This is a genomic window from Caulobacter sp. LARHSG274, assembly GCF_052871235.1.
Map to the genome: position 1 here is coordinate 86,106 of NZ_JBIXJO010000014.1, position 22,870 is coordinate 108,975.

16 protein-coding genes are annotated in these 22,870 nt (G+C 68.9%); 12 read left to right on the top strand and 4 right to left on the bottom strand.

Features of this window, described 5'->3' with window-relative positions; translation table 11 throughout:
* Positions 1 to 31: 31 nt before the first annotated feature.
* The 4 genes from ACIPQB_RS19370 to ACIPQB_RS19385 all read left to right on the top strand — a co-directional run bounded on the left by ACIPQB_RS19370 (position 32) and on the right by ACIPQB_RS19385 (position 6,465).
* A complete protein-coding gene (locus ACIPQB_RS19370; RefSeq protein ID WP_446486898.1) occupies positions 32 to 967 on the top strand; it encodes an AraC-like ligand-binding domain-containing protein in 936 nt (311 codons plus the stop codon).
* A 124-nt stretch (positions 968 to 1,091) separates the two neighbouring features.
* A complete protein-coding gene (locus tag ACIPQB_RS19375; RefSeq protein ID WP_446486899.1) occupies positions 1,092 to 3,680 on the top strand; it encodes a TonB-dependent receptor in 2,589 nt (862 codons plus the stop codon).
* A gap of 95 nt (positions 3,681 to 3,775) precedes the next feature.
* Positions 3,776 to 5,284, top strand: a complete 1,509-nt coding sequence (locus tag ACIPQB_RS19380) for a benzaldehyde dehydrogenase (protein ID WP_446486900.1) — start codon at positions 3,776 to 3,778, stop codon at positions 5,282 to 5,284.
* Between the two features lie 80 nt (positions 5,285 to 5,364).
* Positions 5,365 to 6,465, top strand: a complete 1,101-nt coding sequence (locus ACIPQB_RS19385; RefSeq protein WP_446486901.1) for an NAD(P)-dependent alcohol dehydrogenase — start codon at positions 5,365 to 5,367, stop codon at positions 6,463 to 6,465.
* Between the two features lie 17 nt (positions 6,466 to 6,482).
* Here ACIPQB_RS19385 and ACIPQB_RS19390 read toward each other — a convergent pair whose 3' ends face one another.
* Positions 6,483 to 7,559: an aromatic ring-hydroxylating dioxygenase subunit alpha gene (locus ACIPQB_RS19390; RefSeq protein WP_446486902.1), complete on the bottom strand. Its 1,077-nt coding sequence runs from the start codon at positions 7,557 to 7,559 to the stop codon at positions 6,483 to 6,485.
* Between the two features lie 142 nt (positions 7,560 to 7,701).
* Between ACIPQB_RS19390 and ACIPQB_RS19395 the strand changes: the two genes are divergently transcribed.
* The 3 genes from ACIPQB_RS19395 to ACIPQB_RS19405 all read left to right on the top strand — a co-directional run bounded on the left by ACIPQB_RS19395 (position 7,702) and on the right by ACIPQB_RS19405 (position 12,157).
* On the top strand, positions 7,702 to 8,436 hold the full coding sequence (locus ACIPQB_RS19395; RefSeq protein WP_446486903.1) for a GntR family transcriptional regulator: 735 nt from the start codon (positions 7,702 to 7,704) through the stop codon (positions 8,434 to 8,436).
* A 161-nt stretch (positions 8,437 to 8,597) separates the two neighbouring features.
* Positions 8,598 to 9,602 (top strand): glycerophosphodiester phosphodiesterase family protein, encoded by a 1,005-nt coding sequence (locus tag ACIPQB_RS19400; protein ID WP_446486904.1) that lies wholly within the window; start codon positions 8,598 to 8,600, stop codon positions 9,600 to 9,602.
* A gap of 110 nt (positions 9,603 to 9,712) precedes the next feature.
* Complete coding sequence (locus ACIPQB_RS19405; protein ID WP_446486905.1) at positions 9,713 to 12,157, top strand: glycosyl hydrolase family 95 catalytic domain-containing protein; 2,445 nt, start codon at positions 9,713 to 9,715, stop codon at positions 12,155 to 12,157.
* 31 nt (positions 12,158 to 12,188) lie between these two features.
* Here ACIPQB_RS19405 and ACIPQB_RS19410 read toward each other — a convergent pair whose 3' ends face one another.
* Both ACIPQB_RS19410 and ACIPQB_RS19415 read right to left on the bottom strand, forming a co-directional pair.
* A complete protein-coding gene (locus ACIPQB_RS19410) occupies positions 12,189 to 13,394 on the bottom strand; it encodes a sensor histidine kinase (RefSeq protein ID WP_446486906.1) in 1,206 nt (401 codons plus the stop codon).
* The gene (locus ACIPQB_RS19415; RefSeq protein WP_446486907.1) at positions 13,384 to 13,944 is read right to left on the bottom strand and encodes a response regulator; all 561 of its coding nucleotides are present in this window, start codon (positions 13,942 to 13,944) and stop codon (positions 13,384 to 13,386) included. Before ACIPQB_RS19415 ends, ACIPQB_RS19410 begins: the two co-directional genes overlap by 11 nt.
* 165 nt (positions 13,945 to 14,109) lie before the next feature.
* On the opposite strand from ACIPQB_RS19415, the gene ACIPQB_RS19420 reads away from it, so the two are divergent.
* Genes ACIPQB_RS19420 through ACIPQB_RS19430 form a run of 3 tightly spaced genes read left to right on the top strand, consistent with a single transcriptional unit; the run spans position 14,110 to position 18,513 of the window.
* Positions 14,110 to 15,369 (top strand): efflux RND transporter periplasmic adaptor subunit, encoded by a 1,260-nt coding sequence (locus tag ACIPQB_RS19420; RefSeq protein WP_446486908.1) that lies wholly within the window; start codon positions 14,110 to 14,112, stop codon positions 15,367 to 15,369.
* Positions 15,370 to 15,371: 2 nt separating this feature from the next.
* Complete coding sequence (locus ACIPQB_RS19425; RefSeq protein ID WP_446486909.1) at positions 15,372 to 16,052, top strand: ABC transporter ATP-binding protein; 681 nt, start codon at positions 15,372 to 15,374, stop codon at positions 16,050 to 16,052.
* Positions 16,053 to 16,062: 10 nt separating this feature from the next.
* Positions 16,063 to 18,513, top strand: a complete 2,451-nt coding sequence (locus tag ACIPQB_RS19430) for an ABC transporter permease (RefSeq protein WP_446486910.1) — start codon at positions 16,063 to 16,065, stop codon at positions 18,511 to 18,513.
* Positions 18,514 to 19,004: 491 nt separating this feature from the next.
* Here the strand turns inward: ACIPQB_RS19430 and ACIPQB_RS19435 are convergent, their stop codons facing one another.
* Entirely contained in the window at positions 19,005 to 19,361 is a 357-nt protein-coding gene (locus tag ACIPQB_RS19435) for a VOC family protein (RefSeq protein WP_446486911.1), read from the bottom strand.
* 115 nt (positions 19,362 to 19,476) lie between these two features.
* Between ACIPQB_RS19435 and ACIPQB_RS19440 the strand changes: the two genes are divergently transcribed.
* Both ACIPQB_RS19440 and ACIPQB_RS19445 read left to right on the top strand, forming a co-directional pair.
* Entirely contained in the window at positions 19,477 to 20,649 is a 1,173-nt protein-coding gene (locus tag ACIPQB_RS19440; RefSeq protein WP_446486912.1) for a PDZ domain-containing protein, read from the top strand.
* 542 nt (positions 20,650 to 21,191) lie between these two features.
* Complete coding sequence (locus ACIPQB_RS19445) at positions 21,192 to 22,832, top strand: glycoside hydrolase family 43 protein (protein ID WP_446486913.1); 1,641 nt, start codon at positions 21,192 to 21,194, stop codon at positions 22,830 to 22,832.
* Positions 22,833 to 22,870: the final 38 nt, after the last annotated feature.

Here is a 22,870-nt window from a genome sequence, read left to right on the forward strand (position 1 = left end):
TCAGGCCGCCGCCGGAAACAGGGAGGCGACGATGCTGTGTAGCGCTTTGCGCCAGGATGCGAGGACGGACCCCGTCGCCGTCCATGGCCTGGACGACTGGAACGACCTGGTCGGAACGGTCTATGACAACCTGACCATCGACGCCGACCGGGCTGGCTTCTGCGGCGTCATGGACGCCCGGGAATTCGGAGCCATCGGCCTGGCGCGGGTGAGCTCCAGCCCCGCCACCGTGCGTCGCGCGCGCCAGGGCAACGACGGACGGCCCCGCTATTTCAAGCTCCACGTCCAGGACCAGGGCTCCAGCCTCAATGTCCAGGACGGCCAGGAGGCGGTGCTCGGGGCCGGCGACCTGATGCTCTGCGACTCCTCGCGCCCTTACACCATCCGGTTCGACGACCCCAACCGGATGCTGGTCCTGCGGCTGCCGGCCGATCGGGTCGCCGCCCGCCTGGACGACGCCGACGCCCTGGTCGGCCGCCGGATCGGCGGCGAAGCCATCGGCGGCGCGGTGCTGGCCGCCTTCATCCGCAACCTCTGGGCCACGCCGGCCGAAGACGTCGCCGCCGACTATGCCGACGCCCTGCTGGACGCCGCCTTGACCCTGCTGGCGGCCGCCGCCCGCAACGGCCCGGTCGAAGCCGCGCCCGACCACGGGCTGAAGGCGCGCATCCGGCGGTACATCGACGACAATCTCTGCGACCCCGACCTCAGCGTCGGCGGAGTCGCCAGCGCGCTCGGCGTCTCGCCGCGCTACGTGCAGATGGTGTTCGCCGCCTCGGCGACCACGCCGCTGGCCTATATCCGTCGCAAGCGCCTGCAACTGGCCGCCCAGCATCTGCGCCGCCGAGGCGCTGACCGCAGCATCACCGAGCTGTCCTTCAGCCTGGGATTCAACGAGCTTTCCCATTTCAGCCGCGCCTTCAAGGCGCTCTACGGCGTCGGCCCGCGGGAATACCGCGCGGGATAGGGCGAAGGCGCTGAAAAGCGAAGTTTCTTCGCGACTGTGAAAGTCGGCTTCGCGCCTGGCCAAGCATGGCGCTCCAGTCCGTGTTCCCCTCGGTCAACAAAATAACCAAGGGGAGGATCGGATCATGGGTCGCAGGACGTCGTTCAGGCAGGCGCTGGTCGCCGCATCGGCGCTATCGGCGTTGATCTCAGCGGCCGCGGCGGGCGCCGCCCACGCCCAGTCCGTGGTCGAGGAGGTGGTGGTCACCGCCCAGAAGCGTTCGGAGAACGTCCAAGACGTGCCGATCGCCATCTCGGCCTTCACCGCCAACGCGCTGCAGGAGCGGGCGGTGGGCAATGTCGCCCAGCTGTCCAACCTGGCGCCCAACGTCACCCTGGACGGCGGCACGCCGTTCTCCGGCTCGCCCTCGGTGCTGTCGGCCTATGTCCGCGGCATCGGTTCGGACGACTTCGCCTTCAACATCGATCCGGGGGTCGGCATCTATGTCGACGGCGTCTACCTGGCCCGCACCGTCGGCGCCAACCAGGACCTGCTCGACGTCGAGCGCATCGAGATCCTCAAGGGCCCGCAGGGCACGCTGTTTGGCCGCAACACCATCGGCGGCGCCATCTCGATCGTCACCCGCGACCCGGGCGACATCTTCAAGTTCACCGGCGACGTCACCACCGGCAGCTTCAACCTGCTGCAGGCCCGCGGCAGCGCCGACCTGCCGCTGGCTGACGGCCTGAGCTCGTCGATCACCTTCGGGATCAAGAGCCGCGAAGGCTATGTCGAGCGCATTCCCTATCCGGACGCCCGGGCCCGCAACACCACGTCCTACACCGCCTTTCCCTCGTCGGGCTTCGACACGGCCTCCAAGGAGGGCGGCGAGAACAGCTGGAACCTGCGCGGCAAGCTGAAGTGGACCGGCGAGCGGACCAAGGTCGTGCTGGCGGCCGACTACACCCGCGAGGACAGCGGCGGCCTGGCCAACACCCTGATTGGCACGACCGAGACGGTTCCGGGCAATTTCGCCGGCACGGCCAACCTGCCGGGCACAGCCTTCGACCCGACCGGCACGACGGGTTTCCTGTTCGGCGGGCTCTACAACTTCTGCATCGGTGCGACCCCGACCCAGATCGCCGCCCGCAACGCCCAGGCCCTGTGCGGCGTGCGCGGCACCCAGTACAGCCCCAGCCTGCACGTCGCCTCCCTGGCCGGCGTCAATGTCGACAGCGACCCGAACAACGATCGGCTGCCCTATGACGGCCGCTTCATCAGCAAGGACATCGACAAGAGCTACGCCACCGGCAACAGCTTCTCGAAGCTGACCAACTGGGGCCTGGGCGCCACCGTCGAGCACAGCCTCGCCGACACCGTGACGCTCAAGTCGATCACCGCCTATCGCAAGCTGCTGTGGAAGAGCGGCACCGACGCCGATGGCTCGCCCCTCAACATCGCCCAGCTGAGCTTCGACATGAAGCAGTGGCAGTTCAGCCAGGAAGTGCAGCTGCTCGGCTCGGCCTTCGACAAGAAGCTGAACTATGTGCTCGGCGGCTACTACTTCAAGGAGAAGGGCTCGCTGCACGACTTCGTCACCTTCGACGAGGGCCTGCTGCAGGTCGACGGGCCCAACCAGCTGGAGACCAAGAACTACGCCGCGTTCGGCCAGGTCGACTGGCGGCCGATCGACCTGATCGGCGTCACGATCGGCGGCCGCTACACCAAGGAGAAGAAGCTGTTCGAGGGTGGCCAGCAGGACCTGAACGGCTTCAACTACAAGCTCTTCGGCTGTTCGGACGCCAACGGAAACATCACCCCCAACGCCACCTTCGCCCTGGCCCCAGTCTCCTGCCAGACGGCGCTGAACTATCCGGATCCGACCAATCCGGTGCGGGTCTATGCACCAGGCGTCAACGACCAGGAGTTCAGCAACTTCTCGCCCAAGGTCGGCGTGCAGCTGCATCCGGGCGACGACCTGATGGCCTATGTCAGCTGGTCCAAGGGCTACAAGACCGGCGGCTGGACGACCCGACTGACCAATCCCCAGCTGCTGGCCCAGCCGTTCGGCGAGGAAAAGGCCACCACCTGGGAGGTCGGGTTCAAGTCCAAGCTGCTGGACAAGCGGCTGCAGCTGAACGGCGCGGCCTTCACCACCCAGTACGACGGCATCCAGCTGAACTTCCAGCAGGGCACCTCGCCGACCATCCGCAACGCCGGCGACGCCAAGATCGACGGGGTCGAGTTGGAGGCGGTGGCCGTGCCGGTCAAGGGCCTGACGATCAACGCCTCGGCCGGCTGGCTCCACGCCCGCTACACCGACGTGCTGGCCGGCGTGCTGGCCGTCAGCGGCCCCAACCCGTTCCAGGCCGGCACCTTCGTCGGCGCGCCTCTGCCCAAGACGCCGAAGTGGAAGATCAATGTCAGCCCGCGCTACCAGTTCACGCTCGGCAACGGCGGCACGGTCACGGCCCTGGCCGACTGGACCTATACGTCGAGCATCTGGAACAACGCCCAGCGCACCTATCTGCTCAAACGGCCAGCGGTGCAGGTGGTCAACGCCAGCCTGTCCTACGCCGATCCCGGCGGCGCCTGGACGGTGACCGCCGGCGGCACGAACCTGACCGACAAGCGGTACCTGACCACCGGCAACGAGAACATCGCCGCGGGCACGATCTTCGGCACCTACAGCCGGCCGCGCGAGGCCTATGTCCGCTTCGGCGTGACCTTCTGAGCCGGGGCGGGCGCGCGGTCCGGCGCGCCCGCCTCATCCGCCCCAAAGGGGTGCGTCCCGGATCCGACGATCCGATCTTGAGTGCGATAGCCGCCATGACCCTGCTGCAAGACCGCCCCGCCAAGGCCCTCGACGACACGGCCGCCGCGCCGTTCCTGGCCGACTCCCAGTGGCGCGACCGGCTCTATTCGAACGGCTGGGTTCCGAGCCTGGGCGGTCGTCTGGAGGTGATCGAGCCGGCGACGGGCCAGGTCCTGACCCGGGTCGGTCGGGCTGGCCGCGAGGACGTCGCGGCGGCGGCCGCTGCCGCCAGGGCGGCCCAGCCGGCCTGGGCGGCTCTGGCGCCCGACGCCCGCCAGGCGGTGCTGCTGAAGGCCGCCGCCCTGCTGGCCGACAAGGCCGGCGAGGCCGCGCCGTGGATCATGCGCGAGACCGGCTCGGTCGAGGCCAAGGCCGCGGTCGAGCTGGAACACGCCGCCGGCTTCGTCCGCCAGGCGGCGATGATGGCCACCGAGGCCCAGGGCCTGTTGCTGCCGTCGTCGGAGGGGCGCCTGAGCATGGCTCGCCGGGTTCCGCTCGGCGTCGTGGCGGTGATCTCGCCGTTCAACTTCCCGCTGGTGCTGTCGATCCGCGCCGTGGCCCCGGCCCTGGCGGCCGGCAACGCCGTGGTGCTCAAGCCCGACCCGCGCACGCCGGTCAGCGGCGGCTTCCTGATCGCCCGGCTGTTCGAGGACGCCGGCCTGCCCGCGGGGCTGCTGCACGTGCTGCCCGGCGACGCCGAGGCCGGCGACGCCCTGTGCCGCGACCCCAACATCGCCATGGTCGCCTTCACCGGCTCCACCGCCGCCGGCCGCAAGGTCGGCGAGACAGCCTGCGCCCACCTGAAGAAGGTGGCCCTGGAACTGGGCGGCAAGAACCCCCTGATCGTGCTGGACGACGCCGATCCCGACGTCGCCGCCTCCAACGCCGCCTGGGGCGCCTGGCTGCACCAGGGCCAGATCTGCATGACCGCCGGCCGCATCCTGGTGCAGCAGGGCCTGCACGACGCTCTCGTCGAGCGCCTGGTCGCCAAGGCCGGCCAACTGCCGGTCGGCGACCCGACCACCGGCCGTGTCGCCCTGGGGCCGCTGATCAGCCAGGCGCAGCTGGAGCGGGTCCACGCCATCGTCACCGACACCGTGGCGGCCGGCGCGACCCTGGCCGCGGGCGGGACCTATCAGGGCCTGTTCTACGCCCCGACGGTGCTGACCGGGGTTCGGCCTGGGATGCGGGCCTTCGACGAGGAGATCTTCGGCCCGGTGGCGGTGGTCGCCGCCTTCGCCGACGACGCCGAGGCCGCGGTCCTGGCCAATCGCGGCGACTACGGCCTGGCGGCCGGGATCATCACCAGTTCGGTCGGGCGCGGCATGAGCCTGGGCGAGCGCCTGGACGTCGGCCATCTGCACATCAACGACCAGACCGTCGAGGCCGGTCCGCATTCGCCGTTCGGCGGCATGGGGGCCTCGGGCAACGGCTCGCGGATCAGCGGTCCGGCCAATCTCGACGAGTTCACGACCTGGCGCTGGACCACGGTCAAGCCGGCGGCGACGCCCTATCCCTTCTAGCCACCTCCCGCCCTGGCCCCGATCGACTCCCAAGCCGATCGGGGTCTTTCTTGAGTTCCACGTCGCTTCAGGACCCTTCCATGCAGATCACGGCCGCCGTTCTCCGCAGCCGCTCGGGCCCGTTCGGCCTGGAGACCCTCCAGCTTGAGGACCCGCGGGCCGGCGAGGTGCTGGTGCGGGTCGTGGCCACCGGCGTCTGTCACACCGACATGGTCATGCGCGACCAGGACCTGCCGACGCCGCAGCCGGTGGTGCTGGGCCACGAGGGCGCCGGGACCGTCGAGCGGGTGGGCCCGGGCGTGACCAAGGTGGCGCCCGGCGATCACGTGGTGATGACCTTCAACTCCTGCGGCGCTTGCCCGTCCTGCAGCGACCACGCCCCGACCTATTGCCACGAATTCTTCCCGCGCAACTTCATGGGCGCGCGGCCGGACGGCAGCTCGGGCCTCTCGAAGGACGGCGAGGCCATCCACGGCAACATCTTCGGTCAGTCGTCGTTCGCCACCTACGCCCTGTGCCACGAGCGCAACGCGGTGAAGGTGTCCAGGGACGCGCCGCTGGAGATCCTCGGCCCGCTCGGCTGCGGGGTGATGACCGGAGCCGGGGCGGTGATGAACGCGCTCCAGGCCAGGGCCGGCCGCTCGCTGGTGGTGTTCGGGGCCGGGGCGGTGGGCCTCAGCGCCGTGCTGGCGGCCAAGGCCGAAGGCGTGTCGCCGATCATCGTCGTCGACATCAATCCGGCCCGTTTGGCCTTTGCCTTGAGTCTGGGGGCCGACCACGCGCTGGACGGCCGCGCCGAGCCGGTGGTCGAGCGCATCCAGGCCATCACCGGGACCGGCGCCGACTACACGCTCGACACCACCGCCAATCTCAGGGTCATGCGCCAGGCCGTCGACTGTCTGGCCCCGCGCGGCGTCTGCGGCCTGGTCGGGGCCTCGAAGATGGGCGACGAGCTCGGCCTCGACGCCGTGGCGGTGATGAGCGGCGGCCGCACCGTGCGCGGCATCGTCGAGGGCGACGCCGACCCCGACGTGTTCATTCCCCGGCTGGTGGCGCTTTATCAGGCCGGCAAGTTTCCGTTCGACCGGCTGATCGCCTTCTATCCGCTCGACCGGATCAACGAGGCCGTCGCTGACGGCGAACAGGGGCGGGTGATCAAGCCCGTCGTCCGAATGGGCTGATCGGCGGCGTTTCTCTTTCAGGCGTCGACCGGGACAGGGACCTGTTCGGCGGCGATGGCCTTGTCGATCAGCATCCGCGAACGCACGCCGCCAGCGTCGATATTGAGCTTGAGAAGCCGCCGCTCGGGATGGCGCAGCAGGTTCTGCTGCTGCTGTTCGAGGATTTGCAGGTCTTCAGAAAAGATCTTGCCTTGGCCCTGGCGGATGGTGTCGGTCAGGGCCGCGTCCCCAACAGCGAAGCTTCTGGCCATGCCCCAGAAATACCAGTGCGAGGTCTCGGTCTCCGGGGTGATGAAGTCGACGACGATGCTGGCCGCCTTCTTGTCGGCCGGGGCCTGATAGCCGCCGTGTCCCTCCAGGGCCACCCCGACCTCGATCATCACGTGGCTGGGCAGGGAGAAGCGGCAGATCTGCCAGCGGTCGACGGGCGCGTCCTCCGGCAGGCCGGCCCCGCCCAGGGCCATGCGCCAGAACGGCGGGGCCGAGATCTTTTCCATGAAGCGGCTGGTGACCACCGTTTCGCCGTCGAGCCGCGTGGTCACCGGCGCCTCGTCGATCTCCTTCTGGCCGATGCTGGAGGCGTGGACATAGGTCTCGTGGGTCAGGTCCATCAGGTTGTCGACCATCAGCCGGTAGTCGCACTGGATGTGATAGAGGCCGCCGCCATAGGCCCAGTCGGGGCTTTCGGCCCAGGGCAGGGGATGCAGCCTGGCCGGGTCGGCTAGGTCGGCCTCGCCGGGCCACACCCAGATGAAGCCGTAGCGCTCCAGCACGGGAAAGGCGCGAACGCCCGGAAAGCCGCCGACCCTCTGGCCGGGCATGGAGACCGCCTTGCCGTCGCAGCCCAGGGTCAGGCCGTGATAGCCGCAGACCAGGTCGCCGTCGCGGACGGAGCCCAGCGACAGCGGCGCGCCCCGATGCGGGCAGAAGTCCTCCAGGGCGAAGGCCCGGCCGCCCTGGCCGCGATAGAGCACCAGGCGCTCGCCGCAGATCCTTCGGCCCAGCGGCTTTTCGGCGATCTCGTCGGGGGTGCAGGCCACGTACCAGGCGTTCTTGGGCCAGGTCGTCGGCGGAGCGTTCGGCGGGGAAGCCATGGTCGTCTCCTCTCCGGCCTCATTGCAGCCATTGCCGGTTATTGGATCCAATAATGATGGTGCGCAGGATGCTGTCAAGCAATTGGATCCAATATGTCCGAGTCCGGCTTGCGGCGGCGCCGAGGTCGGCTAGTCTCCGGCGATGGACACGCCCAAGATGAAGCCCGGCCAGCGGGTGATCGTGACGCTGCGCAAGATGATCGCCTCGGGCCAGCTGAAGAGCGGCGACAGGATCGCCGAGATCCCCACGGCGCAGGCGCTGGGCGTGTCGCGCATGCCCGTGCGCACCGCCTTGCGCGCGCTCGAACAGGAGGGACTGGTCGTCAAGCTCGGCGCCCGCGGCTACGCCGCTCGGGGCGTGGCCGCCGACCAGATCCGCGGCGCCATCGAGGTGCGGGGCGTGCTGGAGGGCTACGCCGCAGGACGGGCCGCTGAACTGGGCCTGGACGCCGAGGCCGAGACGACCCTGGAGGCCTGCCTTGCGGCCGGCGACGCCCTGTTCGCCGCTGGCCGGTTTTCGGACAGCGATCTGGATCGCTATCACGACTACAACCTGACCTTCCACAACACCCTGGCGGCCGCCGCCCGCAATCCGGCGGTCGAGGCGGCCCTGGCGCGCAACAACTACCAGCCCTTCGCCTCGGCCAGCGCCATGGCCCTGGACTGGGACGACCTGGACGCGGAATTCCGGCATCTGCTGTCGGCGCACCGTCAGCATCGGGCGGTCTTCGACGCCGTGCGGCAGGGCGACGCCGAGGCGGCCGAACGGATCATGCGCGACCACGCCTTCGCGGCGACCCGCAACACCAAGGTGTTCAGTCACCTGGGCGACAGCGCCCACGGCGCCGTCGCCGCCAGGGCGATCCGGGGCGATTGATCGGCGTCAAGCGCCTGCGCGGAGGCCCGCGGGGAGGGGCGGGGGATTCGAACTGGCGCACGGCGCGCGCACGGGAGGGCGGCGTCGTCACGCCCGTGTATCGATCTCGACGTTCGCCTGTTGCGCGATCCTGACATCTTGGCGCAATGACGAGCTTGACCATGCGCCCTCGACGATTCTCCTGCCGACGCCCTTGGGCGGTCGCGGCCATCCTGGCGGCGTTGGCCGCCACGCCGGCGGCGGCCGCCACCTCCGGCGATCTGCGCAATCGGCTCTACGACTGGACCGACGGCGTTCTCGTGGTGGCTCACCGCGGCTGCCACAGGCCCGCGCCGTCCCGCGGCTTGCCCACAGCCGTTCCGGAGAACTCCCTCGCCGCGCTGGATCGCTGCATCGCCCTTGGCGTCGACATGGTCGAGGTGGACGTGCGGCGCACCGCCGACGGCGCCCTGGTCGTGATGCACGATCCGACGGTCGACCGCACGACGGGCGGCTACGGCCGGTTGGCGTCCATGACCCTGGACAAGGTCAAGGCGCTGCGGCTGCGCCCGATGGCCGGCCGAGGAGGCAGCCCGGCCGCCGAGGCGCCGCCGACCCTTGAAGAATTCCTGGCCCGCGCCCAGGGCAGGATCCTGGTCAATCTCGACGTCAAGGAACCGATCGCCCAGGCCGTCGCCGACGTGGTGATGCGCAGCGGCGCGGCCGGCCAGGTGCTGGTCAAGGCTCCGGCTCAGGCGGGCGCGCCGCCGCTGGCCGACCTTCCGCCCTATGCGGGCCTGTCCTTCATGCCGATGGTGGTTCGGCTCAGGGGCGCCGGCGCGCGCGAACTCGGCGCCCTGACGGCTCGCCAGACGACCGCCGAAAACCGCATCCCCGCGATCGAGTTGTGCGTCCTGGGACGTTCGGACTTCAAGGCGGTGCGCGCCGCCGCGCGCCTGGCCCGCGTGCGGCTGTGGAGCAACACGCTCTCGGCTCGAGGTTTAAAAGGAGTCGTCGCCCGGGCGCGCGCCGGCGGCGCCACCGCCGACAGCGCCACGACGTGGCGGCGCCTGATCGACGACGGCGTCAGCGTCATCCAGACAGATCGCCCCTCGGCCCTGCTCGACTATCTGGATCGCAAGGGCTTGCGGGGGACGGCTCCGGCGAGCCAGCGCGCGTCGCTTTAGGCCGAGGCTCGGCCGGCGCAGGGCGATGGCGGCCGCAGCCCGATGGCGCCGCGGCCCAAGGTCCGCTACAACCAAGAAAAATGTTAGCGCTATCAGGGGAGTGAGGCGTGATGTCCAAGGGTACGATCAGCCGCCGCAGTTTGATCGCAGCGCCGATCGGCGTCGCCGCCTTGTCCGGCCATGGACTCGCGCAATCGGCGGTCAAGACGCCGGGCTTGGGCGCGCGTCTGTGGTATCGCCGCCCCGCCGCCACCTGGAACGAGGCGCTGCCGATCGGCAATGGCCGGTTCGGAGCCATGGTGTTCGGGCGGGTCGGCCAGGAACGACTGCAGCTCAACGAAAGCACCCTGTGGGCCGGATCGCCCTACGACCCCGTCAATCCCGAGGCGCTCGCAGCCTTGCCGCAAGTGCGCGCCTTGATCGTGCAGGGGCGTTTCAAGGAGGCCGAAAAACTCGCCGGCGAGCACATGATGGCCAAGCCGCTCTGGCAGATGTCCTACGGGACGCTTGGCGACCTGCTGCTGACGTTCCGGAACGCGGAGACGCCGGCGGACTATGCGCGCGACCTCGACCTGGCGACCGCGACGGCTTTGGTGACGTTTGCGGGAAAGCACGGTCGTCATCGCCGGGAGGCCTTCGCCTCGGCGGCCGACCAGGTGATCGTGCTGCGCCTGGAGGCCGAGCGCGGCGAACTCGACTTCACCCTGGAACATCGCGGCCCGCGGCAGGTGGACTATCCCTCTCCGGCCTATACTGGTCCGGCCACGGAGACCCTCGCCGTCAAGACCGTCGACTGGCTGGCCCATGAGGACGCCGGTCCGCGGCGGGCCGACGTGCGCCAGGCGCCGGACGGGCCCCACGGCGTCCTGATCACCGGGCGCAACGAGGCGGGCCCTGACGTGCCGGCCGGGTTGACCTATGCGCTCGGCGTGCGCGTGCTGAGCGACGGCGGCGTCGAGGTTTCGGAGGCCGGCGACCTGAGCGTCCGCGGCGCCAAGACCGTCACCCTGCTGGTCGCCGCCGCGACCAGCCATGTCTCCTACAAGGATGTCGGCGGCGATCCGACCGCCCTGGTCCGCGCCCGTCTCGAGGCGGCCGCGGCCAAGTCTTTCGCCGCCCTCAAGCGCGATCACGAAACCGCGCACCGGGCGCTCTTCGACGGATTCGATCTCGAACTTGGCCGAACCGCTTCGGCCGCCTTGCCGACCGACGAGCGGATCGCCGCCGCGGAGACGGCCGACGATCCCGCGCTGGCGGCGCTCTATGTTCAGTTCGCGCGCTATTTGCTGATCGCCTCGTCGCGCCCGGGCGGGCAGCCCGCCAACCTGCAAGGATTGTGGAACGAAGGCGTCAATCCGCCCTGGGGCAGCAAGTACACCATCAATATCAACACCGAGATGAACTACTGGCCCGCGGATGCGGTCGGGCTGGGCGCCTGCGTCGAGCCGCTCCTTCGCATGGTCGAGGAGCTGTCGGTCACCGGCGCCAGGACGGCGCGGGTCATGTATGGCGCGCGCGGCTGGGTGGCGCACCACAACACCGATCTCTGGCGCGCGTCCGCCCCGATCGACGGACCGCCCTGGGGTCTCTGGCCATGCGGCGGCGCCTGGCTCTGCAACACGCTCTGGACCCACTGGGACTATGATCGCGATCCGGCCGTGCTGGCGCGGCTCTATCCCCTGCTCAGGGGAGCGTCGGAATTCTTCCTCGACACCCTGGTCGAGGACCCGCAGGGGCGCGGGCTCATCACCTCGCCATCCGTCTCGCCGGAGAACCAGCACCCGTTCGGCTCGTCGGTCTGCGCCGGTCCGGCCATGGACCGGCAGATCGTTTGCGATCTTTTCGCCCACGCCCTCGAGGCGGGACGCCGTCTTGGCCAGGACGCGCCTTTGCTCGCACGGATCGAGGCGGCGCGCCTGCGCATTCCCGCCGATCGCATCGGGCGCTCGGGCCAACTTCAGGAATGGCTGGAGGACTGGGACGACGCCGCCCCCGAGCCGCAACACCGGCACGTCTCCCATCTCTACGGCCTCTATCCCAGCGAACAGATCAACGTCCGAGACACGCCGGCGCTCGTGGCGGCCGCGAAAACGACCCTGAAGAAGCGCGGCGATCTTTCCACCGGCTGGGCGACGGCTTGGCGGGCCTGCCTGTGGGCGCGGATGGGCGAGGGCGAGCACGCCCACCAGATCCTGACCGGCCTGCTGGGCCCGCACCGGACCTACCCCAACCTCTTCGACGCCCACCCGCCGTTCCAGATCGACGGCAATTTCGGTGGAAGCGCCGCGATCATGGAGATGCTGGTCCAGTCCTGGGGCGGCGAGCTGCGCCTGTTGCCGGCCCTGCCCAAGGCCTGGCCGGCCGGACAGCTTCGGGGAGCCCGGGCCCGTGGCGGCCTGAGCCTCGACCTGGCCTGGCGAGACGGCCAACCCCGAAGCCTGGTTCTGCGGGGCCCTGCCGGAGAGGCGGTCCGACTGAGAGACAGGGACGAGGTCTCCACCGTCAGGCTTGACCACCTCGGCCGTTACGCGCGGCGGTGGCCTTCGACGGCTTGAATGCGAGCCAGGAGCCGGCCGCGAGACTTCTTCAACAGCATAGCGCCATGCGGAACCTTGCGCCGCCCAAGTGATCCGGCTTCCCGGGGTCTGACGGCAACAGGGCGAGCGTCCCGCCATGGGCCTGGGCGATCTGGCGCGCGAGGCTGAGGCCCACCCCCGAACCCGTCGCCTTGGTGGTGAAGAACGGCAAGAAAACCTGATCCATGTGACCGGGTGCGACGCCGGCGCCGGAGTCCTCGATCGTCAGGTGAAGCCAACCCTCGACCTGTTCCGCAGTCAGGCGCACGCGAGGATTTGGGCGTTCAAGGGCGGCTTGGGCGGCGTTGTTGAGCAGGTTGCCCACGGCCAGCCACATCTGGTCCTCGTCGAAACGTGCTTGCATGTCCGGTGGCGGGGCGCGCTCCAAGACGACGCCTTTGTCGCGCCACTGGGCCTCGAAACTGTCGCAGGCCACGTCGAACCAGAGCGGCAGGTCGACCATCGTGCGGACGGGCGACGGCAAGCGGGTCATGGCCCGGTAGGCGCCAATGAAATCCTGCAATCCGTCGGTGCGGGCCACCACCCGTTCGATCGCCTTGATCGCCGTCGGAATGGAGCGCGGGTCGCCGTCGCGCAGCAGCTCGAGCGCGCTTCGGCTCATGGACGCCACGGGTGTCAGGGCGTTCATCAGTTCATGATTCAAGACCCGCAGAAGGTCGCGCAGGGCGCCGGCCTCAGCGGCTCGGACATCGGCGGAAATGTCCGTCAACACCACCAGATCCGCCGTTTCGCCGTTCTCCAGAAGCTCGGCGCGATTGACGGCGTAGGCGGCGTCCCGCCAGCGCACCGGCGTCGCCAGTTCGCGGAACTGCCGGTCGTCGGTGAGCGCCTGACGCGCGGGGGCGGGCAGGGCGTAGGGGGTGTCGAACAATTGGCGAGCGGCGCGGTTGACCGCGACGATCTGGTCGTCCTGACCCCTGAGAAGGATCGGCGAGGGGACCTGGTCCAGCAGCAGTTGAAGACGCCGTCGCCCGAGCGCGGCGGAGAAGGTCGCGCCCGGCGGCGCGACACCGCTCCGTAGGGGGCGGGCGGAGAGGAGCCGCTGGGACAGGCTGAGCACGAGGGCGGCCGCCGCCAGCAGGCACAGCAGCGCGTTGGCGTAGAGGCCGTGCGTGAACGCCAGCCAGGCCAGCACTCCGGCGACGAAGAGGGCGGCCTGGGCCAGCAGCAGCGGGACGAGCGGCCTAAAGCCCATGCTTCTCCATCCGACGGTAAAGCGCCGCCCGCGTGAGGCCAAGATCCTTGGCCGCCTGGGAGACGTTGAACTGGCGACGGGTCAGGGCCGTTTGGATCAGGGTCCGTTCCGAGCGCTCCAGATTGAGGTCTCTGGGCGGCAGGTTCAACGCCCCTCGGCGCGGCGTCTCGATGGCGGCCGTGACCGAGACCAGAAAGCGGTCGTTATTCCACGGCTTGACCACGAAGTCCTGCGCGCCCAGGCGCATGGCCTGGATGGCGATCGCCATGCCCGAATGTCCCGTGACCACCACCACCGGCAGGTCAGGTGTTTCGGCCAGGCAATGTTCCAGGAAGGCCAGGCCGGCCTCGCCCGAGGTGTCGCCCCGCCGGAAGTTGAGATCCAGCAGCAGCACGTCGACGCCGCCCGCCGCCAGATGCTCACGCGCCGCCGTGGGCGTCTCCACCCCCACGAAATCGAACTCCGCGCGACCGAGGATCATCTCGGCGGCGGCCAGGATGTCCGGATCGTCGTCGAGAAACAGGGCGCAGAGGCGACGGTCGTCGGACATGTACGGAATCGGACACTCTTGGGGAGATTGCAGGCCGCAGAATCTCGCGAAAAACCGTATAAATCAAGCAAAATCAGATATTTAGTTCTGTTGCTTAAGTTGCATTACCCTGTGAGCATGACCGAGACCGTCCCGTTATCGCCGCTGCGCTCCAGGATCGGCGACATGGATCGCCGCATCGAGGCACCCTGGTACGTCAAGCGCGCCTATCGTGCGGGCGGCGGCGTCGCCATGCTGATCGTGGCGGGGCTGGTGGCCTGGGGGCTGTCGCCGAAGGCCGGTTCGGTGAATGTCCGAACCGAGAGCCTGACGTTCGGCCAGGTGGTCCGCGCGCCCTATCTGGACTATGCGCCCGTGCGGGCCGAGATCACGCCGGCCCAGACCACGTTCGTCGCGGCGGAAGCCTCCGGTCGGGTGGAAAGCGCCGCCGCCGGGGACGGCGACCGCGTGACGGCCGGCCAGATCCTGGCGCGACTGAGCAATTCGCAGCTCAGCCTCGACATCGCCGCCCGCGAAGCCGACATCTCGGCGCGCATCAGCGACAACGCCAGCCGGCTGATGGCGATAAAGGCCGCCCAGGAGAGCCGCGAACAGGCGTTGGCGGACGCGGCCCATGCGCTCAACAAGGCGCGGCAGGAGCTGGAGAAACGCCAGGTCCTGCTGGCCAAGGACCTGCTCAGCGCCGCGGCCGTGCAGCCCTATGCCGACGAGGCGGCCTATCAGCGCCAGCGGCTGGCGGCGCTGAAGGCCGCCGGAGCCTCCGACGAGGCCTTCTACGCGGCCCAGCGTACGCAGGCGGCTCAGACCGCCGAGGACCTGCGGCGAAACCTGATCGAAGCCAGGGCGGGGCGATCAGCCCTGACCATCCGCGCGCCCGCCAGCGGACGGCTGACCGCCTTCGACCTCAAGCCCGGCCAGGCCGTGACCCTGGGCCAGGGCCTGGGCCAGGTGGACTCCGAAGACGCCTACAAGCTGCGCGCGCAGATCGATGAATTCTATCTGCCGCGCCTGGCGGCGGGGCAGGGCGCGGAGGCGGTGGTCCATGACCGGCCGGTCAAGGTCCGGGTGGAGAAGGTGTTTCCGCAGGTCGCCAATGGTCGGGTCGCCGTCGACCTGGTCTTCGTCGGCCCGACGCCCGCCGACCTGAAGCGCGGCGAGGCGATCGACCTGCGCCTGTCTCTCGGCAAGCCGCAGGCGGCCGTCATCGCCCCGTCCGGCGGCTGGCTGTCCGACACCGGCGGAACCTGGGCTTTCGTCCTGACCTCCGACGGCAAGCGGGCCGAGCGGCGACCCATCGTGATCGGCCGGCGCAATCCCGAACAGGTCGAGGTGCTGAGCGGGCTCAGGCCCGGCGAGCGGATCGTCACGGCCGGCGCCCAGGACCTGCTCAAGGCCAAGACCCTGCGGCTCGGATCGAAAGGCTGACCATGATCGAACTGAAATCCGTCTCCCGCCTCTACCGGTCCGACGAGATCGAAACGACGGCGCTGCACGACATTTCCCTCAATATCCGCCGGGGCGAGTTCGTGGCGGTCATGGGGCCGTCGGGCTGCGGCAAGTCCACCCTGCTCAACATCTTCGGCGCGATCGACCGGCCGACCTCGGGTCAGTATCTTTTCGAAGGGGTCGACCTGGCCGCCCGAAACGAGGCGGCGCTGGCCCGCCACCGCGCCCGGCACCTGGGCTTCATCTTCCAGAGCTTCAATCTGGTCGATGATCTGACCATCGCCGAGAACATCGAACTTGGCCTGCTCTATCGGGGCGGTCGTAGCGGGTCCCGGCGGGCGCTGGTCGAGGCGGCCATGGACCAGGTCGGCGTGGCCCATCGGGCGCGGCACTTCCCGCACCAGCTGTCGGGCGGCCAGCAGCAACGGGCGGCCATCGCCCGGGCCATTGTCGGCCAGCCGGACCTGATCCTGGCCGACGAGCCGACCGGCAATCTCGACACCGAAAACGGCGCCCAGGTGATGGAGATCCTGAAAAGCCTGAATGCGGGCGGGGCCACCATCATCATGGTGACCCATTCGCCCAGCCACGCCGACCAGGCCGGCCGGCGGGTCGAGATCCTTGACGGCCGGCTGGTGGCCTCCGTCGCCCAGGCCTTGTGAGGGCGCCGCCATGTTGCGTTCAATCCTGATCGCCTTCTGGCGGTCCTTCACCCGGCGCCCGCTCTATGCGGCGCTGAACCTCCTGGGGCTGAGCCTGGGCGTGGCGGCGTTTCTGACGCTGAGCCTGCTGCACCGGTTCGAGACCAGCTACGAAAGCTGGACGCCGGAACGCGCGAAGATCTACGCCGGCGGCGTGGCCTTCAGCATTCCGGGGTTCACCCAGGACACGATGATCGGCACGATGGGCGGGCTGCTGGAGGAATTGCGGACCGACTATCCCGACGTTCAGGGCGTACGCGATCTGAGCCAGCCCGCCATCGTCCACAAGGGAGCGGCCGCGTTCGCCGAACAGGTCGAACTGGTCGACGCCGATTTCCTGACCTTCTTCAAAACGCCCCTGCTGACGGGCGATGCGGCCACGGCCTTGCGTGATCCTAGCCGGGTGGCGATCTCGCAGGAGATCGCCCGCAAATACTTCGGAACCGACGACGCGATCGGGCGCACGCTGGAGATCAGCGACGCCGATGGACGGGCGGCCTACACGGTCAGCGCGGTGATCAAAACCCTGCCGAAGAACACAGACCTCAAGCTTGACCTCCTGCGGCTTCTGACCCCGGCGAAGATCGCCAAGGCGCAAGGCTGGCGTCAATGGGGTTCGATCCAACTGAACACCTATCTCAAGTTCGACCGACCCGGAGCGGTCAGGGCGCTGGAGGCGCAAATGCCCGCCTTCGTCGATCGGCAGGTGGGAAAGGCCTTTGGCGACGGCGTCGTCCCGCACAAGATGCTGCGCCTGAGGTTCGTGCCGCTGCGGGAGGTGCACCTGATCGACGCCAAGCAACGCGCGGCGATCACCGCCCTGGGTCTGGTCGGCGTGGTCGCCCTGGGTCTGGCCCTGATCAACTATATGAACCTGGCGACCGCTCGCGCCGGGATGCGCGCCCGGGAGGTGGCCGTGCGCAAGACCCTCGGGGCCGGACCCGTCGCCTTGCGGGCGCAATTCCTGGGCGAAGCCGCCCTGACCGTCGCCCTGGCCTTCCTGATCGGCCTGGCCATGGTCGAGTTGGCTCTGCCGTTGATCAACGCCGCCGGCGGGCTGTCGCTCGGTCTCGACTATCGCCGGGACGGACCCTGGCTGGCGGGGGTGTTCGGCGTGGTGCTGGCGGCGGGGCTGCTGGCCGCCGTCTATCCCGCTTTCTTGCTCTCGGGCTTCAAGCCCGCGCAGGTGCTGGCGTCCAGTCGCGTCCCGGCAGGCGGACGGTTCAGCGCGCGGCTCCGCGAGGGCCTAGTGGTCTTTCAGTTCGCCGCCGTGGTGGCCGCCTTCATCCTGATGCTGGGCTTTATCGCCCAGATCCGTCACATGCAGAGCGCGGATTTCGGCTATCGCCGGGACGGCCTCTATCTGGTCACCGCCACCCGCGGCGTCGGGGTCACGCCGCAACAGCGCGAAGCCTTCTGGGCTGCGGCGCGACAAATTCCCGGGGTTGTCGGGGTCGCGGCGAGCACCGCCGCGCCCGCCGACGAGACCTTCAATATCAACACGACCGCCACACGCCTGGATCGGGCCAGCCGCCCTGAGCTTGCCTCCACGCTCAGTGGATCGTGGATCGGTCCGGACTATTTCCAGGTGCTCGGGACGCCCCTGGTGGCGGGCCGCTTCCTGGACGCCGCCCACGGCGGCGACGAGCAATATGTCCCAAAGGCCGGCCCGGAGACGATCACCAACATCCTGATCAGCCGCGCGGCCGTGCGCCAGCTGGACTATGCCTCGCCGCAGGCGGCGCTGGACAAGCTGTTGGAATACAACGGGCGCAAGTCGCGGATCGTCGGCGTGGTCGAGGACGCGCGCTTCTACAGTCCAACCAAGAAGGTTTCCGCCAAGGCCTACACCTTCAACACCTACCCGGCCTACTGGCCGGAGAACTGGCCGATCACCCTGGTTCGCTATTCAGGGATCGGCGAGGCGGAAGCCCGCGCACGTCTCGAGGCCGCCTGGCGCAAGGCCGCGCCCGGGGTTCCGTTCGAAGGCAAGACCGCAATGGCCAATCTCGACCGCTACTACAAGCCCCTGCGCGACCGCACGAACCTGTTCAGCCTGGGCGCGGCGGTCGGGGCGGGGATCGGCTGCATCGGGCTCTACGGCCTGGCGGCGTTCAACACCTCGCGGCGCACCCAGGAAATCGGCGTGCGCAAGGTCCTGGGCGCCTCGCGCCAGCAGGTCGCCCGGCTGTTGATCGGCCAGTTCCTGCGGCCGGTGCTGGTCGCCTGCCTTCTGGCCTGGCCCTTGGCCTATTGGGCGCTGCGTCGCTGGCTCTCGCAGTTCGACGATCCGGTGGCGGTCGGACCCGGAATCTTCATCGTCGGCGCCGCGGCGGCGCTGACCATAGGCCTGATCGCCGTCGGCGGCCTGGGATGGGCGGCGGCCTCCACCGAACCGGCCAAGGCGCTGCGGCACGAATAACGAAGGTGGATGGGGCTAAACGCGATCCCCCGAACCGCTGCGCGTTGTGGAACCTCCGCGGCTCGGGGGATCGCTACAGGGAAATGGCCGTGCTCTGGGCAGCAGGTTGATCGAAACGGTACGACTTGGCTCAGCGCGCCCTATGCCCTTGGGGCCAATGCTGCGGTTTGGCGCATGTCTGGGCTCTGAGAAAAGGATCGTGCCGAGCGTGCCGTATCCGACAGCCCCAACCAAACCTCCGGGTCCGGAGTGGCAGTGGCGCGGTAAGGGACCGCCAGGCGAAGTCGGTAAGGGGAGTGGCCGCTGCGGGACAAGCACCTCCATCGGCGCGGCGTCTGAAGGTCTGGAATCTGGAGCAATGCCAAGGTCGGCTCTTGGCGCGAGTGAGCCGGCCGTTCAGACTCGGGCGGTAGGCCCCCGACAAGCCAGGACTCCCGCCGCATACCAAGATTTGGCGGTCGGGGTGGGGCGCCCGTGTTCAGGAGCCAGGTCTAGCGGTCGAATGGCTTTGATGGCGGCTCTGCAAGGGTGATGCGATTTCCGTCGGGATCTGCGAGCTGAGCGATCCGGCCGTAGCGGCCCTCCGTTTCGCCCGTCAGCTCGGCGCCCACGCCGTCGAGCGCGCGTCGGGCTTCATCCATCTTGGGCACGACGATGGTCAATCTGCCGGATCCCGCCTTCTCTCGATCGTAAAAGATTTGAATGTTTGCGCCCGCCACGTCGCGCCACTGGATCAACCCTTCCATGGGGCGATCATCGGGTTCTCGGTCGAAAAGCTGAGTATAGAACTTCTCGGCGCGATCCATGCTCGCGGTCGCCAGCGTCGCGTATATTCCCTGGATTTGCATCTACGCGCCTCCCTCCAATCGCCACAGCCCGAATGCGAAAAGAAGCGACTCCGTTCCGAATTCTACGCTGAGCCATCGCTTTGGGTCCGATAGAGGCTCGGAATTTGCGGTCAGCATGGGTACAATCTACCCACGGTCGCAGGCCAAGGGGAAACAGCTCATGCATGTTCGTAGTCTGGCGAGGCTCGTGGCGGCGCTCAGTGTGCTGGCGTTCGCCTCGGCGCGTGCTGAAGATCGCCTACGCCTCGACGGTCGGGTCGATGACCGCCCGGCTCGTTTCGTGCTCGACACCGGCCTCAGCTTTCCGCTGGCCGCCTTGCCCGACGGGGCGAGGCGTCTGGGCCTGACCGTCGCCAAGCCGCCGCCGGACCTGCCCGGCGCCGCCGATCTGTTCGATGGCCTGTCTTCGCCTCACCGGATCTTCCTGCCGCCGAACAATGTCGAACCCAATGGCGTCTTCGTTCTGCTTAAGGTCTCGCCCGAAGGTATCGAGCCCGACTTGGACGCCCTGGTCGGCTGGCCGGGGCTGCGCGGCAACGCGCTCTACTACGCGCCGGGTCGCGGCGTCCGTCGGATCGAACGCCAGATCGCCTTGGACCTGAACGGCGGCCAAGTGTTTCCGCTGATCGATGAGAGCGTCGCGGTTCTCGACGCCGGCGAAGCCGGAGCGCCGCTGCGGGTGATGCTCGACACCGGCAGCAATGCGGGCGTCCAGCTCTCGCCGGCGCTATGGAGCGCTTGGCTGGCCGAACATCCGAACCAACCCACGACCCTGCTCAATCAATATTCGCCCGCTAGTGGGACGCAGGTGGTTCCCCAGGGTTTCGCACCGACCCTGCGGATCGGCCGCCTGCTCCTGCGCAACGTCCTGGTGTCGCCGCGGCCGGTCTCGCGGCAGCCCGGTGAAATCCAAGCCGCGGCGATCTTGGGCCTGGACGTCTTCGCCAACCAGGACCTTTATCTCGACGGGCCGGGAAAAAGGGCGGTGATCCTGCCCGCCCTTGGACCGAGCGCGGTTGTTTATAATCGCCTGGGCGCCAATTTCACCTCGCCGGACCTCGCGGCCAAGGTGGCCAGCGGCGGACCGGCTGCTCGGGCAGGACTCCAGGACGGCGATGTCTTGTTGAAGATCGACGGTCTTTCGCCGGGTGACTATCTTGCCAAGACTACCGTGCGCCCGGTCTGGGAGCAGCCGGTGGGAACGGCGATGGTGCTGACGCTCAAGCGTGGGGCGAACCAGATAGAACGACGCGTCGCACTTGAGGACTGGTTGGGCCAAGCCCGGTAGTGGTGTGGCGGCGACAGGCGTCTGCGGCCGGCGAGCGATCGAGCGTTCGCTTGCGGCGAAGACGGCGGCGCACGAAGAGCGCCCATCCGGTGGCGCCGCAGCGGATAGGCCATGAGCGGACCTCGTGTATGTCCGAGTGGGGCGTTCATCGCCTCTGCGTGCTGGGCTAACTGGCTGAACGTCGGGAGTCTGGCGCGGACCCAAGGGCAGCTATTGGCGGGCGACCCGGCCGGCGATGCAGACGTTTGGCTCGGCGGAGAAGGGCGGAAATTGACCACTCACGACGGTAGGCCGCCGCAACCGCTTTACGCCTCAAAAATGTCTGAGTAATATTTCTAAAGCCTGATGGCGATCGTTGGGGGAGGGGAATAGCTGACCTGGTCAAGGATGTTGTAGCTCTTTCCACGCGCCTGATTTTGTCACTACTTCCCCAAACGATGAGAATGCCGGACATGGCGTTAATTGTCAGACAAAAATCGCGCACGCCTTGTCGCGCCGCCTTCGGTGCGGTAGCGAGGCGCAAACCCGGGGGGAAAAGCGTCATGCGGCAGGAATCGAAATCGCGCGGAAGTGTCGGCTCTGGCCCCGCTCCGCTTCGGACCTGGATTGCCCGCGGCGCCCTGCTGCTGTGCCTCGCTCTGCCCGCCAGCTTGCTGGCCGCCGAACCTGCACCGGGCAGCAACCCGCTGCTGCGCGACGTCTTCACCGCCGACCCTGCGCCGCTAGTGGTGGGCGACACCGCCTACCTGTACGTCGGCCATGACGAGGCGAAGGGCGACGAATTCTTCCGCATGAACGATTGGCGCGTCTATTCCTCGCGCGACCTCAAGCACTGGACGTCGCACGGCGCCATCATGAAGCCGACCGACTTCCGTTGGGCGGTAGGCGAGGCCTGGGCGGCGCAGGCGGTGCAGCGCAACGGGCGCTTTTACTTCTACGCCACCGTGACCCATGACAACAGCCACCCGGGCAGGGCCATCGGCGTGGCGGTGGCCGACAACCCGCTGGGCCCCTTCAAGGACGCGCGCGGCTCGGCGCTGGTCAATGAGCAGATGACACCCGGCCCCTACGGCTGGGACGACATCGATCCCACCGTTCTCGTCGACGACGACGGCACGGCCTGGCTGGCCTGGGGCAACCCGGTGCTCCACATGGCGCGGCTCAAGCCCAACATGACGGAGTTGGACGGCCCCATCGAGACCATCGCCCTGCCCAACTACACCGAGGGGCCGTGGCTGTCCAAGCGCAAGGGCCTTTACTACCTGACCTATGCGGCGATGGCCCACCAGGGCGAGTGGGAGCACCTGGCCTACGCCACGGCGCCCAATCCGCGCGGGCCATGGACCTATGGCGGCCTCATCACCGGCCCGGCCAAGAACAGCTTCACCATCCATCCCGGCCTGCTCGACTTCAAGGGCCGGTCCTATCTGATCTACCATAATGGCGCGCTGACCCTGCCCGACGGCCAGACCGGCGCCACCACGCGCCGCAGCGTCACCATCGAATACCTGCGCTATGGCGCCGACGGCGGCATCCTGCCGATCACCCAGACCGAGGCCGGCATCAGCGTGCCGCCCCCGCCCGCCGCGCCCGCGCCGGCCGTCGACTACGGCCGCTCGGACCCCGCGGTGCGGGTGCAGCAATTCGCCCAGGGCTATCCGAACGCCTGGCCCGGCGCGCCGGCGCTGGCGTCGGTGGCCGACCCCTTCAACCAGGCGCCCGAACCTGTGGGCTTCAACCGCGACGGCGGCCTCAGCCGCATCGCCCAGACCTTCGTGCCGCCGGCCGACATCACCCTTGCGCGTATCAGCCTCTACGCGGGCGACGGCCTCGGCACCGGTGACGGACGATCGCTGCGGCTGTCGCTGCGAGACCTGGGCGATGTGGAGGGTGTCGACGGCGGAACCGAACTGCTGGGCGGCCCGGGCGGCCTGGCCATCGCCTACCAGCCCCAGGGGGCGGGCCTGCTGAGCTTCGAGCTGGCCACCGCCAAGCCGGTCCTGCTGAAGGCGGGGCGCCGCTATGTGCTGGAGCTGAGCAGTGAGCGCAAGGCGCTCACGGTCTACCCGCGCGCCAGCCGCGGCGACGTCTATGCGGCCGGCGTCGCGTTCGGGGACGGCCAGCCGCTCAAGGACAAGTCCGGCGCCGCCATCGACCTCGCCTTCGCCCTCTACGGGCGCTGAGATGGCCGCAGGCCGTCAGCGCTTGGCGGTGTCGTCCT